Genomic DNA, 14,046 nt, shown 5'->3' with positions numbered 1-14,046 from the left:
CTTAGCCGCCGGCAGTGGGCGGGCCGGGAGTCGAGAACCGTTGGTTCGCGATGGGTCGGCTGTCACGGTCGCCCGATGGGTGGAGGTGCACCGGTTGGCGCTCGCCGGCCGGGAGCCCACGATCGCCCGGGAGGTTGCGGACTGGGTGGCGAGGGTGTGGCTGCTGAGGTCCAGGTTCGCAGACGTGGCGGCTCTGGCGGCCGCGACCCTGACGCTCGGCCCGGACGCCAGCTCCTTCTCGGACCTCGGCTCGGCCCAACTCGCCACCGGGCAGCCCCGACAGGCTCTGGCCAACCACGAGCAGGCCCTCCACCGGTATCGCGAGGTCCACGACCGCGCCGGCGAAGCCACCGCCCTCAACAACATCGGCGCCGTGCACGGCAAGCTCGGGGATCGACAGCAGGCCCTGGACTTCTACCAGCAGGCACTGCCTATCCAGCGGGAAGTCGGCAACCGCGCCGGCGAAGCCGCCACCCTGAACAACATCGGCTTGGCGTACGACGGGCTCGGGGATCTGCCGCAGGCCCTGGCCTACTACGGGCAGGCCCTGTCCATCACCCGTGAGGTCGGCGACCGCGCCGGTGAAGCCGCCACCCTTGCCAATATCGGCGCCGTGCACGACGGGCTCGGAGACCGGCAGCAGGCCTTGGCCTACTTCCAGAAGGCCCTGTCCATCACCCGTGAGGTCGGCGACCGCGCCGGTGAAGCCTCCGCCCTTGTCAACATCGGCGCCGTGCATGACGCGCTCGGAGACCGGCAGCAGGCCCTGGCCTATTACCGGCAGGCCCTGTCCATCACCCGGGAGGTCGGCGACCGCGCCGGCGAGGCCACCACCCTGAACAACATCGGCCTCGTGTGCGACAACCTCGGGGACCGGCAGCAGGCCTTGACCTACTACCGGCAGGCTCTGCGCATCCGGCGTGAGGTCGGCGACCGCGCCGGCGAAGCCGTTACCCGGTTCAACATCGCGATGATCTACCGGGCGGAACGGAATCTCGACGGGGCAGTCGGCGAGCTTGAAATCGTCATCGACCTCGACCGCCAGGTCGGCCACCTGGACCTCGAATCCGACACCGCCATGCTCGAACTGGTACAGCAAGAACGGGTAAGAGCTCGGAGAGCGACCTAGATACTCGATCAATCGGCAGGGCCGAGCATCCGACCAGATGCGTATGGCGACTCCCAAAGTCCGCCTACCCGGTCTGGCCCCGGCACCCGGGCGGCAACGAGGATGAGGTATCAACCGTATGCGCTGGTCAAAGCCTTGCCGCGCACGGTCTTGAAAACCGGTGAGCATCTTCTGTACGAAGGTCAAGCGGCCCGCTCCGCGGGCCGTCGCGCCACCCAGCAGGGCCGGGCCGGAGGCCCGCCGCGCGGGGGACCCCGCGCCTGGGCGCTTCGCTGGGCGCACCCCGGCGGTTCCAGCCCGGCGGCAGGCGCGACATAAAAGAAGCCCCGGACCGCCGAGTAGCCGACAGATCTGGGGCTTCCGATTCCGCGGTGACATTGAGGCCTCCGGCGGGGGACTCTGACCTCTGGGATGGGTGGCGCTATCCCGTTTCGGGCCCGGCCTGGGGCGTCTCCAGGGCGCCAGGGCGCCCGTAGGGCGTCGGAGGACGCCTAATGATGACCAACGGCAACCAACAACGCTCATCTATAAGGCCAGTTCAGCGCCGCCCTCAGGGCCGTGACCTTGAGGGCGACGGACGAGCCGACCTGTACGCCGGATTCAGTGCTGACCGTAGGCGTCAGAGCGGTGGCTTAGTCCGGTGATCCGTATGCGCCGAGCATCGAAGTCAACGGTATAGAGAATCCGAAAGTCCTCGCGTCGAGCGCTGTAGGTCCCGACGAGAGGCCCTACCAGGGGCTTACCCACGCGCCATGGGGCTTCAGCGAGGGGCCCTTCGATGAACATCAACGCCGCGTCGATCACTCGCCGTGGAATCTTCGGCGATGCTAGGTCACGGACAACTGAGGGGGCGAAGGTGACGGCGAACTTTTCGTCGCTCATTGGTCCCGCTCCGCCACAAGCCTGCGGACTTCTTCGAGAGTAAGATCATCACCAGTCGCAGCTTTGGCGTCTCTCAGAGACGCCATCGCGTCGGGGTCGTCCAGCACATCAAGCGTCTCAGCGATCGACTCGTAGAGCTCCCGCGTGAGCACGACAGCCTCAATGCCGTCAACCTCGACGAAGATCTGCCGACCGGCGCGCAGGGCCTCTACAGGCACCGCAATGACTGGATGACCGTAGACGCTGAAGGTCGCCGCGTTCCCACCGGCCACAGTTTTCTCTAGCCGAGCCGCGATCTCCTGGCCCGGCCTGCCTTCCAGCGGCCCCAAATCCATGTAGCAAGTGTTGCACGCTCACAGTGCGCGGGTGAGGAGTCTCGTGCCTGGGTGATGTGATGAAGCAGCCAGGCACTTCTTAAGCTGCTCGCGGCAGTCAATGAAGCGTACCGGCACAGCTCGGGCCCCACGTTGCGTGCGGTACCCGCCCCCAATGGAGAGCGATAGATCCGCCACGGATCTCAAGACCTCACCTCAAGATCATTAAGTACAGATCCGGCACAACAGAGCGCGACAAGCGTTGTCAAACGCCAGAAGACATCAACAACCTCAAGCCTGCTAAGGCGCCCGGTCCGCCCGATCTTGGATGTTTCGCCAGCTCAGAAGGGGTATGGGGTTCAAATCCCCGCGGGAGCTGGTCGACGTGCCTGTGTCGTGCCTGACTGAGCGGCAAACAAGGGACAACTGCCACTTCCTCGGCGCCTCACCCGTCCGGCCTCAACAGACAGCTGCAGTCTTGCTGACGGTTGAAGGAACATTAGGCGGGTTGACCACCAGCCTGGGAAGCATCTTCGATATTCACCACGCCTGGTCCGGTGGTGCCCGGCTGCATGAGGGTTCGAACAATGAGAGGTGCACTTGCGCCGATATTCACACATACGAGCACCGGTAGCGGGGATTGCGCGTTGTACATACAAGCAAGGGCGCCCCCGGTCGCCACCCATAGGAATCCCATGATCCAGTACGCACGCCCGCGAATATACGAAGGCCACTTCTCAAATTTGGTAAGGCGATACTTAGAGACGGCGACAAGCTCGGCGAGGAGACCGCCGGCAGTTCCCAGGAGGAAAGCTTGTATCGGAAGCACCTACACTCCCGGTGTGGGGTACCCAGCCAACGTACGGAAACGCCACCACTTCTCGCGCGGTGTTGCTCGCCTGCTCGTGGGGCGGAACCAGTCTGGATAAAGGTCCTCACCACCGAGCGGTCTGCGAACTTTGTCGCCTAATATAACCAGCGCCGACCGTACGTCCGCTTCGCTGACGGCAAGCTCCCGCGCCAGACTGTCTGGTGTCCGAAAGTCCGACTTCGAGTTCTCCATCACCTGGAGGACTCGCACGGCAAGTTCCTGGGGGGCCCACTCCGTCATGTCAGACACGTCGACAACTCGGGCTGTCGGTGAGGTGCCATGAGGGATTACATCGGGAGCAGTCTGGTGCCCGCTACCCCTGTGAGGTAGTAGATGACCGGGATGAACCAAGACTTCATGACCGCGATCGAGCAAAGCCGCAATGCGGCCCCTGCCAGTCATCGTGCCCGTCACCCCAATTCCCAAATGGCCGCTCTGAACCCTCACAGCTTGACAACCTCGTCAATGATAGTGAGACATTCAGTCAATAGTTTGACGATTAAATGATATCGCCGTTATGTCCGCTTCACCGGGAGTGCCGTGACCGGTGGGGTTTCTGGTGCTCATGGCAGGCGATCCCGCGGTGGACGTACCTCGTCCAACCGCCCGCCCAAGCGGCATCTCGAACGGCGGCTGCCGTACTAGCTGAGTGGCGGATCGCTCCGACTCGGGGCAGCTTCACATGTCACGCGACCGGGGCCGCTTGCCCCGGGGGCTAACCCAGCCAGGCACGCGGTCTCAGTTGTGGTCTCATTCGCTGCCGTTCGGCAGTGTCCACCAGCGTCCGCGACGCACGCGGCGCCGCAGGTCACGTACGGTGCCGATCATCGCCGTACGGCAGGCAACAGACTTGGAAAGCGTGTTGGGGAAACCCCTCACGAGTTCGAATCTCGTATCCTCCGCCACGCCGAGCAGTACAGACGTGGAAGGGCCGGACCCTCGGGTCCGGCCCTTCGTCTATCTCCAGGCCCTACGCCCCGCTGATCAAGATTCGGCAACGGTTGGCGGCGGGGTCGAGCAGAATGCGCTGGTCAGCGCATCGATGGCCGTGACGCCGGGACGGGAGCGTCGCTTCGGCCATCCAGGGGACGTGAGGGTGGCTCGGAATTCGGTAGCCTGTGCCGGCCGAATATCGCGGATGACCGCGCTCGGGCCCGTACCCGCTTTCACCGCACGATGCGACGCGCGCAGCCGTCGCAGGTTCCGGCTTGCGGAGAACGACGTCCCACCGAAAATTGGGGAAAACTGGTGTTCTTGACGCGTTCCTCGGCAGTGCTGGCGGCCGCGCTCAGCGTCGGCATCACGCTGACCGCGGCGCCGGCTTCGGCGTCGCCCGTCGCCACAGCGCTCCAGCGGGCAGAGGTTCCAGGGGAACTCGTGCTCCCGGCGCAGCAGCGGGCGGTCCCGCGTGCCACGCAGATTCTCACCGCCGGGGTCAGCGGCTTCCTGTGGGCACAGGAGGGCGACGACCGGCTGTTGTGGACGGACTACGCCACCGGAACGGCCGACGCGCTCGACCGGCGGCTGCCGGCCAAGGTCTCGTACGACGTCGACAGCGGGTACTTCCGCAACGCCGCATCGTTCGAGACCGGTTGGTACGGCCGGGGCTCCGACACCGTCGCGCTCTACGAGGGTGGGGACTCCCCGCACGTCACGCTGCTGGACAAGACCCGGGCGGTCGCCGAGGTGGCGGTGCCGGCGGGGCACTCGTACCAGGGAACCTTCGGCGACACCGTGCTGACGCGGACCGGCGAGAACGACCAGCCGCAGGGCTTCCACCTGTGGCGGGGCGGCGCCGAGACGGCGGTGACAGGGCTGCCGGGCGGCGCCACGAACATCAGCGTCGAGGACGGCGATGCCCGGTCGGTCATCCTGCGCTACAAGCTGTCGCCGGACGAGTCGGGCTGGGGACGCTGGAGCATCGTCGACCTGACGGACGGCGTGGCCGACCCGCTGCCGGACCGGATGGACTCCGACGACGAGGGATACGAGATCTCGGGCTTCCGGCTCGGCACCGACTCCGTGCTGCGAAAGCGGGACGGGCGCGGTAAGCAGGACGTGCTGGACCGGAACAACCTGACGGGCGACTTCCGTACGGTCGAAACCGGCCCGTTCACCTACGACGCCACGTACGGCATTGTCGGCGCAACGCTGTTGGCGGTCGAGCGGGTCTGGCCGGGCAACAACCGTTACCGCGGGCAGCCGCTGTGGGCGGTCCCGACCGATCTCGACGATCCCGACATGACCGAGGTCATGAACCCGGCGGCCAACCAGGTCGTGCAGGCGCCCGACGGCTCGGTGCTCGTGGCCGGCGCCGAGCGGTACGTCGAACACGGCGACCTGGACTGGGGCATCTACCGGATCTCGCAGGGCCCCGACGGGAAGCCGCAGCGGGACCGGGTGACCGCGGTGGCGCCCGTGCCGGCCCAGGTGCACGGCCTGGCGCTGGGCAGCGGCATCCTCAGCACCGCCGACAACAGCACGATCTACGAGCCGTCGACCATCCTCGGCACGTACCGCAGCACCTGGCTGACTACGCCCGCGCCCGGCGCCGCGCCGACGGTCGACCGGTCCAGCCGGGACGGGTTCGTCAGCGGGCGGGACGGGAACTGCTACAACGACACCGCCGACGGCCTGCGCTGCATCGCCATGTTCGCCGACGGCACCGGCTACCACGGCCGCCAGAAGGCCACCGAGTCCGGCCTGACCATGCTGTACGCGAACGGCGCCTCGGCCTGGGGGCCGAGCGTCGACACGGACGAGGGCACCCCCCAGCTGGTCGACCTGTCCGGGCGGTACGCGGTGGTCAACGGCTTCTCGTACGGGAACCAGAACATCGTCGAGTTCAAGCCCGGCGCGGCCGGCGCCGTGCTCGATCACCGCACGCCGGTCGGCGCCGCCGTCTGGGGCTCGACGCTGTGGAGCGCCGCGCAGTCCGGTGGTGTCGTGACGGGCGCCCAGCTGCCGGGCAAGACCGCGGTCGGGTCGTTCACCACCCGGAACGGGTGCACCCCGAGCAGCCTGCAGGCCGTGGGCCGCTGGGTCTACTGGGTCTGCAAGGACTACTGGGGCGACGTGCACGGCGCGGGGATCTACGACCGGACGGCCAACCGCACGGTGACCGCCCCGGCCGGTGACGTCCTGCTCGGCGACGGCTACCTCGTCGAGCACGTCGAGGCGGGCGGGCTCCGGCTCATCGACCTGCACGGCGGGCTGCCGGCCGGCGGCAACCACGCCGACCTGCCCACCCGAACGCTGGTCAGCGCGGGGGAGCTGGGCCGCTCCGGCGGGTCGCGGACAAGTTGGACCGTCGACCGGTTCGGCGGCGGCGTGGCCTACGCCGACGACGAGCAGCGCGTCCACCTCGTGCCGACCGGGATCCCGGCCGCCGCGCTGACCGTGATCGACTCAACGGTGCAGGCCGGCGGTGCCGACTGGTCGGGAAGCTGGTGGCTGTCGAAGCCCGCCGCCGCGTGGCAGCTCAACTTCCGCGACCTCGGCGGCGCGGTGATCCGTACCGTCTCGGGCTCGTCCGCGCGGGGCCTGTTGAAGGCCGGCTGGGACGGCAAGGACTCGACCGGCAAGGCCGTCGCCGACGCCGGCTTCACGTGGTCGCTGACCGCCCAGCCCGCCGACGGCCAGGGCGCCGCCCTCACCGTGGAAGGGGCTGTCTCCGCGCCCGCGACGCTGAAGTCGACCAGGAAGCCGTCGATCACCGGCGCCTCAGCCGTCGGCTCGACGGTGAAGGCCGACGCCGGCGCCTGGACGCCGGCCGCCACCTCGTACGCCTACCGGTGGGCGGCGAACGGCGTCACGATCAAGGGCGCGACCAGCGCGTCGTACGCCATCCCACCCGCGATGCTCGGCAAGCGCCTGACGGTCACGGTGACCGCGAAGCGTACGGGCCACCCGTCCGGCGCCGCCACGTCGTCCGCCTCGGCCGTCATCGCCAAGGGCAAGGCGTCCACGGCCACCAAGAAGCCCACCGTGACCGGCAAGGCCAAGGTCGGCAAGACCGTGCGTGCCTCCGTCGGCACCTGGTCTCCGAAGGTCACGTCGTACCGCTTCGAGTGGCGCCTCAACGGCAAGGTGATCAAGGGCAGGACCGGCGCGACGCTGAAGCTGACCTCGTCCATGCGCAAGAAGAAGATCACCGTCACCGTGTACGCCCGCCGGACCGGCTACCAGGACGGCAAGGCGACCAGCAAGGCAGTGACCGTGCGCTCCTAGCACCGAGGGTCCGCTTGGGAGAGGGCAAATGCCGGTTCTGGATCCGGACGCCGGGACCCATGGCTATCGTTCCCAGTAGGGAGGTGCCCGCACACCCGTTTGCAGACGCAACGGTGGGGGGAGGACCAGGTGAGCACTACCCTCGCGGACCTGCCCGACATCAACGATCTCGTCGACGTCACTCTCGACTCGCGCCCTGAGCCGCTCGCCGCGGTGATCAGTGCCGTCACCGCCGACACCGTGCTGCTGCGCGAGCCGATGGATCGTACCGGGCGGATAGTGCGGCCCGACGCCGGCGAGCGGGGCCTGCTCGTCTGGGGCGAGGGCAGCCAGCTCCAGCAGGCGCCCATCGCGATCCTGGAGACCAACGGAAGCCCCGCACCGACCTGGCTGGTCCGCCTGACCGCGCAGCCGGAGAAGACCCAACGGCGCTCTTTCGTACGGGCCAACGTGAGCCTGCCGGTGGTCGTGCGGCACGCGGGCGTCGATTTCGCGGTCACCGCCGTCGACCTCAGCGAGGGCGGGATGCGCTGCTTCTACACGGGCACGGAGATCAACTTCAGCCGTGGGGATGACGTGGTCGCGGATTTCGAGCCGGGGCGGGAGCTCTCCGCGTCGGCGACGGTGGTCCGCATGCGCCGCGGCGACGAGGAGAGGCCGACCGAGCTCGGCCTCCGGTTCGCGGATCTGAAGATGGGCGAGGCGGACGACATCCGCAGGTACGTCTTCCGTCAGCTGCACGAGCAGCGGCGCCGCGGCACGGACTGAGCCTTGGCCCGGGCGGCGGCCAACGGCCCGAGGCCGGGTCGAGGGGACCCGGCCGGCTACAGCTGTGCCGCGGCGATCGCGTCGTCCACCTCCGGGAAGATCGCGAAGTACTTGCTCAGCCCCACCGTCTCCAGCAGCGTGGACAGGAACTGGTTCGCTCCGGCGAAGCTCAGCCACCCGCCCCGCGCGGTGATGACCTGCTTGGCGGTGATGAAGGCGCTGAGCCCGACGGAGTCGCAGAACTTCAGGTCGTTGAGGTCGACGACGATACGCGGCACCGGGCGCTCCAGCAGGTCCGCGAGCAGTTTGTGCAGTTGGTTTGCGGTGTTGGCATCGAGCTCGCCGCTCAGGCGCAGCACGGCGACATCGGAACGGGTGTCAGTCACAGTGGCCTGCATGAGCATCACTTTCGTCCTGGTTGGGTAGATTCACAGGCTAGATCAACCCACTCGACCGCTAGCGGACAGTTCGTCCGCCGGTTCACCTACGTGGTGTGGCGTTGCGCAGCCGGATGCCACTGAACTCCAGCGAGCTGCCGACGACCTCATCCATGAACGCCCACAGGTTCGCCACGAGCCGCAGTTCGATGCCCACGGCCTCGTGCAACGAGAGCAGATCGCCGACCGGCTCCGCCGGACCGAGCGGTGTCACCGTCGTGGTCGCGACCATCGCGTGCGGCTGCGGCGCGCCGAACGGCGCGAAGGGCCCCGCGTCGAATCGGTACGCGTAGAGGCGCACCGACCGCAGCGCCGGCAGCCAGCCGTACTCGACGGCATGGACGCGCCCGTCCGAGAGCAGGCGGCGGTCGGCGGCCGTGGTCGCGGGGCCGGGCCAGGCGAGCACCCTGGGGCAGTCACGTGGAAACCAGTACGCGGGCGCCTGCTCGGCGTCGACCGCCCACACGTACGCCTCGCTCTGCCGCGCCGTGGCCGCGACGTGCGGCACGAAGGTGCCGATGCACGGGTCCTCGGAGAAGTGCAGGACCTGGCCGGGAGGGGGACGCACGACCGAGGTTTAGCACATCGGGCCGGACCCCGCGGGGTCCGGCCCGATCGAAAATCTTGGCTGGCCGAGAAGTTCAAGCATGCGGCGCAGCCAGGCTCCTGGCGCCTAGAGCTTGCGCCACTGCCAGCGTGGCCCACGCCACGCGTCGGCCAGGATCAGCGCGGACGCCTTTCCCGGACACTGCTGCACCTTGGATTTGCCCTGAGGCCCGCCCATCTGAGCTTCGACCTCCCAGACTTCTCCGTCGGTGCGGACGTAGACATCCCGGCGCGCGAGCCGGATGTCACCATTCCACCAGTGATGCTCAACTCTCACCTGACCAACCTTAGGGCAGACATCGACACCTCTGCGCGAGGCCGTCTTGTGAATCTTTTTCGCCGCCAGGTTAGGACGGGTTGTCCGATCCGGTGGATTCCGGCGCAACGCCTTGCAAAGACGCGACATATTAGGGCGGCGTGCTCGCTGTCACTTTGAGTAATCTTCCCAGGTACCAACGCCGGTCCGCCAGGGACGAAACGGTCGCAACGCCCACCTGTCACCTGATCAGCGAATTTGATCATGAATACGGAGCGGCGAAATACTACCGATCTCGGGCGTGGTGACCTGTCGGAGCAGCAAAACTTGACACGGTGCGTGATCGACGACAAAACGGCTTTGACGTGTGAAACCCCGCGAAGTGCCGCGGCCGCGCGTACCGGCCCAGGAGTCGGCGCACCCGGGCGGGTGACCGCCACCCCGCCGGCGGCGCCACCTACCGGCGAGATCGCCGAAAGAGCCGGACGACGGCCGCGCCCGGCCGGATCGATTCGGCCTCTGCCAGCGCAAACCGCGGACCGGCGACTCCGCCGGCCGCGCCTCGCCGCCGCGGCGGTGACCGGCCCGGCATGCGGCGGGGCCACGTCGCGGCCGGGTCGCGCGCGGCGCCGGAACACGGCCGCCGGTTGCACACCCCGGATCGCAACGGAGCCCGCACGGCCCGGCATCCTCGGACTCACCCAGAGTGACCCCGCAGCGATCGGGCGGCCCGGATGGCGCGGCCGGAGCCTCGAACGGAAGAAGTTCACCCGTCCAGGGCGGGTGACCCCCGCCGGTGGGGCGTGGAATCCGGTGCCGGGCGGCCCGGCGGGATCCGAAACGCGCGCAACGCGTGGCCGCGAGAGGGCGCGCGCCTGGCGTAGCGTCGGCTCATGCTCCGTCGATGGACTCTCGCAGGTGCGGTCCTGCTCGCCGGCGCCGCGCTCGGTGTCGCCACCGGCTCCGTGACCGTCGTCGTGGTCTTCGCCGCCCTGGCGGCGCTCGGCTCCCCGCTCATCTTTCCCCGCCCGGTGACCCAGGCCCAGATCCAGCGCCGAGGCGCCGAGGACGGCCGCGCCGTCATCTACTGGCGTCCGGGCTGCCCGTTCTGCGTGCGCCTGCGGGCAACCCTCGGCCCGGCCGGCAGCCGCGCCGACTGGGTCGACATCTGGCGCGACCCGGAGGCCGCGGCGGCGGTACGCGCGGTGGCCGACGGCAACGAGACGGTCCCGACGGTCATCCTCGCCGGCGTGCCACACGTCAACCCCGACCCGCTGTGGCTACGCAAGCAGCTGCTTGCCCGCTGAGCGGAGACCAACGAGCGAACGCCCGGCGACTCTCCATGAGTTCGCCGGGCGTTCGGTGGTGAGACGACCTCAGCCGCCGGTGACGGTGAACGTCACATCGGCATGGGCGTCATCATCGGCGTCGACCCTGCAATTGAAGTCGTCCTCCGGGAACGCATAGCAGGTGTATGAGCCCTCTCCCTCATAGGGGTTGCTCCACCTGATTTCGACACTTCCCTTCGGGATCTTGTATTTGAGAGATCCCGCAGTGCCACCCTCATCCTCGTTCGACACGGTAGTGACAAGGTCGGAGCTGAACGACGGAACAGAAATCGCGGCGCCGGTGGTATCACTACCCTCCTTGACCTTATAGCCCTTTTTCGCGAGCGTGAGTGCCACCGCCGAATTATTCTCGATGGTCACATTGACACTGATATCGCCCGGAGCTCGGTGCCTATCGCTCGGAGCCGCGTGCGCGGCGCTCGGCAGAGCGGCGCCGAGTGTCGCCGTCACCAGTGCTGTTGCGGCTGCGGTGCGCAGCACCGTGGATCGTGGGCATGACAGGTTCATGACAATTCTCCTCGTTAATTGATAGGCCAGACAATCCAGGCGAACGGCCAGCCCGGGAAGGCCTTCAACGAGTATTGCGCACGATGGGAGCCCCCATCCTCAAAATGCGTCTTTCCGATCCAGAGAATGATGCGCCCCTTGTCGAACACTACGATGCATCAATGAAATGCTGAATGCATTTGGTACGGGACGACATCGTCATGCGCGGCAAACGAGAGAACGCCCGACGACTCACTGAGAGTCGCCGGGCGTCCGCGGCGTCGCGTTACTTCTTCTTCGCCGGCGGGTTGATGCGCAGCTTCGCGGTGTCGTTGGTGCGCTTGCCGTCGACCGTGGACGGGACAACGCGCACGCGGCCGGTCAGCGCGCCCTTCTTGTCGATCCGGAGCTTGAACGCCCAGGTGATCCGCTTGCCGACCTCGAACGGGTTGACGGTGGTCACGCACCGGTACTCGGCGGCGCCGCGCGGGTCCTTCCTCGGCACCACCTTGCCCTTCGAGGAAGGCAGGCAACCGGCCGGGACGGAAACCACCTTCGTACCCTTCGGGCGACTGACGATTACCACGGCGGCGGGCTTGGTGATGCCGAAGACGAAGGCCGGGCCGAGGTTCTTCGCACCGACCTTGACCGTGATCGTCTTGCCGCGCTTGCCGCGGGCGTCGGCGCCGATCGCGGCGAGGTCGGCCACGTTGCGGCCGATGACCTTGAAGAACACCGACTGCGCCGGGTCGAAGATGCTGCCGGTGGTCTGCGGTGCACCTTGGCCCGGCGTGGACGCAGGGGCCTCTCCTTGCGACGGCACCAGCCGCAGCACGCTGCCGGTGCCGTTCCTCGGCTGCTCAGCACCGAAGTCGTCCAGTGCGTTCTTTGCGTCGGCCGGCGTGCCCCAGCTGAAGCTCTGGCCGATCGTCCCGGGCGCCGGCACCTGCTTGCGCACGGTCACCGCGAACGACTCGGACAGCCGGTAGGTCGCACCCGGCGGTACATCGTCGTCGAACCGGCAGACGATCCGCTTCGTGCCGTACCCGCAGTTCTTGAAGCTCTGCGGGTACTGGTACATCGCCTCGCGGTAGAACCACATGACGGTCGACGTGATCGGCTGGGCGCCGGTGTTGCGCAGCGTCAAGGGCAGGCCGACCCGCTGTCCGGGTCGGACGTCGCGGTTGATGAAACCACCGGGCTCCATGGCCACAGACTCGGCGACCGTCACCGTGGAGCGCCGCACCGCCGCGCCGAACTCCCGGCTGGTGACCGTGGTGGTGAGTGTCCCGGTGTCGCCGACCGCGGCGGAGTCCAGCCCTTTCACCCGGAGCGGGACCAAGGCCGCGTACCCCTGGCTGATCCGGCTCTCGCCGAGCCGGCAGGTGAGCCGGGCGCCGGTCACGGTGCATCCGTCGTCGCCCGGGAACGGCAGGACCGTCGCGAAGCGGGAGACATCGCCTCCGTCGACCTCCACGACGACGTCGTGCAGGGTGACGGCGGCACCCGCGCGTCGCAGCCCGACGAACGGGCTCTGTCCCACCCCGCCCGGCGTCAGCCTGACGTGCTCGAGGACGACCGTCGGCTTCGCCGGTGCCGCGGCCGCGGGTGAACTGGTCACCGCCGACCCGAGCGCGCCGGCGCCGATCGCGAGCAGGGCAGTGAACCGCCCGATATAAGAAATCATGAATCCCCCGTGTATTGGACGGCGGCAGACTACCCGGTAACCGCAAGATGTAGGGGGCGACCAAGACCGCACGCGCAAAGGCCCGGTGACTCACTGAGAGTCACCGGGCCTGCTATGAGCGGTGGTGAAGGGATTTGAACCCTTGGAGGGCTTGCACCCTCACACGCTTTCGAGGCGTGCTCCTTAGGCCGCTCGGACACACCACCGCGAAGTAGGTTACCCGACGCCCGGCGAGCCTCGCGGCCGGGTCGGCTCCTGCGGTGAACCTTGAGGTCATCGCGCCTTCGTCCGGCCCGCCTGGCAGGATCCAGGTCATGAGTGTGCACATCGGCGCGCAGCCGGGCGACATCGCCGAGCGGGTCCTCCTACCGGGGGATCCGATGCGGGCGAAGTGGATCGCCGAGACGTTCCTGAAGGACCCCGTCTGTTACACGCAGGTACGGGGCATGCTGGGCTTCACCGGCACCTGGCAGGGCGTGCCCGTCTCCGTGCAGGGTTCCGGCATGGGCATGCCCTCGGCCTCGATCTACACCCACGAGCTGATCAACGAGTACGGCGTCAAGTCCGTGATCCGGATCGGTTCCTGCGGGGCGCTCGCCGAGGACCTCCAGCTCGGTGACGTCATCGCCGCCATCGGGTCCGCCACGGACTCGAACATGAACCGGGTCCGGTTCGACGGGCTCATCGACTACGCGCCCGTCGCGGACTTCTCGCTGCTGCGCACCGCGGCCGAGGTTGCCGAGCGGCGGGGCATCGCGATGCGGGTCGGTCCGATCCTGGCCGCGGACGCGTTCTACACGGACCGTCCCGACCTCTACGACACGCTCTGCGACTACGGCGTGCTCGCCGTCGAGATGGAGTCCGCCGCCATCTACACGATCGCGGCCCGCTACGGCGCCAAGGCGCTGACCATCCTGACGGTCAGCGACCACATCAAGCGCGGCGAGAAGATGGACTCCGCCCAGCGCGAGCAGGGCTTCTCCGACATGGTGCAGATCGGCCTGGACACCGCGATCAGCTGAGGCCGGGAG

At 67.9% G+C, this 14,046-nt stretch carries 11 protein-coding genes and 1 tRNA gene; 5 read left to right on the top strand and 7 right to left on the bottom strand.

The features are described 5' to 3' along the window. Positions 1–184: 184 nt before the first annotated feature. Positions 185–1,129, top strand: coding sequence for a tetratricopeptide repeat protein (locus BJ971_RS40245; RefSeq protein WP_239087773.1), 945 nt, complete (start codon positions 185–187; stop codon positions 1,127–1,129). An 878-nt stretch (positions 1,130–2,007) separates the two neighbouring features. Here BJ971_RS40245 and BJ971_RS40240 read toward each other — a convergent pair. Continuing rightward, positions 2,008–2,346, bottom strand: coding sequence for a hypothetical protein (locus tag BJ971_RS40240; RefSeq protein WP_184998496.1), 339 nt, complete (start codon positions 2,344–2,346; stop codon positions 2,008–2,010). Positions 2,347–4,444: 2,098 nt separating this feature from the next. Between BJ971_RS40240 and BJ971_RS40235 the strand changes: the two genes are divergently transcribed. Next, on the top strand, positions 4,445–7,426 hold the full coding sequence (locus BJ971_RS40235) for an ATP/GTP-binding protein (RefSeq protein ID WP_184998495.1): 2,982 nt from the start codon (positions 4,445–4,447) through the stop codon (positions 7,424–7,426). A 129-nt stretch (positions 7,427–7,555) separates the two neighbouring features. Then, entirely contained in the window at positions 7,556–8,194 is a 639-nt protein-coding gene (locus tag BJ971_RS40230) for a flagellar brake protein (RefSeq protein WP_184998494.1), read from the top strand. A gap of 56 nt (positions 8,195–8,250) precedes the next feature. On the opposite strand, the gene BJ971_RS40225 is transcribed toward BJ971_RS40230, so the two are convergent. The 3 genes from BJ971_RS40225 to BJ971_RS40215 form a co-directional block, all read right to left on the bottom strand. Beyond that, complete coding sequence (locus tag BJ971_RS40225; protein ID WP_239087774.1) at positions 8,251–8,580, bottom strand: STAS domain-containing protein; 330 nt, start codon at positions 8,578–8,580, stop codon at positions 8,251–8,253. 94 nt (positions 8,581–8,674) lie between these two features. Beyond that, on the bottom strand, positions 8,675–9,199 hold the full coding sequence (locus BJ971_RS40220; protein ID WP_184998492.1) for a DUF6886 family protein: 525 nt from the start codon (positions 9,197–9,199) through the stop codon (positions 8,675–8,677). A 105-nt stretch (positions 9,200–9,304) separates the two neighbouring features. Next, entirely contained in the window at positions 9,305–9,514 is a 210-nt protein-coding gene (locus BJ971_RS40215) for a hypothetical protein (protein ID WP_023562955.1), read from the bottom strand. 872 nt (positions 9,515–10,386) lie between these two features. On the opposite strand from BJ971_RS40215, the gene BJ971_RS40210 reads away from it, so the two are divergent. Beyond that, positions 10,387–10,800 carry a glutaredoxin domain-containing protein gene (locus tag BJ971_RS40210; protein WP_184998491.1) on the top strand — a complete coding sequence of 138 codons (414 nt, stop codon included), beginning with the start codon at positions 10,387–10,389 and terminating at the stop codon, positions 10,798–10,800. Between the two features lie 69 nt (positions 10,801–10,869). Here the strand turns inward: BJ971_RS40210 and BJ971_RS40205 are convergent, their stop codons facing one another. The 3 genes from BJ971_RS40205 to BJ971_RS40195 form a co-directional block, all read right to left on the bottom strand. After that, positions 10,870–11,349, bottom strand: a complete 480-nt coding sequence (locus tag BJ971_RS40205) for a hypothetical protein (protein ID WP_184998490.1) — start codon at positions 11,347–11,349, stop codon at positions 10,870–10,872. A 265-nt stretch (positions 11,350–11,614) separates the two neighbouring features. Continuing rightward, complete coding sequence (locus BJ971_RS40200; RefSeq protein ID WP_184998489.1) at positions 11,615–13,015, bottom strand: hypothetical protein; 1,401 nt, start codon at positions 13,013–13,015, stop codon at positions 11,615–11,617. 119 nt (positions 13,016–13,134) lie between these two features. Further along, positions 13,135–13,221, bottom strand: a tRNA-Ser gene (locus tag BJ971_RS40195). A 108-nt stretch (positions 13,222–13,329) separates the two neighbouring features. On the opposite strand from BJ971_RS40195, the gene deoD reads away from it, so the two are divergent. Further along, the gene (gene deoD, locus BJ971_RS40190) at positions 13,330–14,037 is read left to right on the top strand and encodes a purine-nucleoside phosphorylase (protein ID WP_184998488.1); all 708 of its coding nucleotides are present in this window, start codon (positions 13,330–13,332) and stop codon (positions 14,035–14,037) included. The last annotated feature ends 9 nt before the right edge of the window (positions 14,038–14,046 follow it).

Source organism: Amorphoplanes digitatis, from assembly GCF_014205335.1.
In the GTDB taxonomy this organism is placed as follows: Bacteria; Actinomycetota; Actinomycetes; order Mycobacteriales; family Micromonosporaceae; genus Actinoplanes; species Actinoplanes digitatus.
The sequence above is the reverse complement of the archived record's forward strand: the minus strand, read 5'-3'. Positions and strand labels throughout refer to the sequence as shown.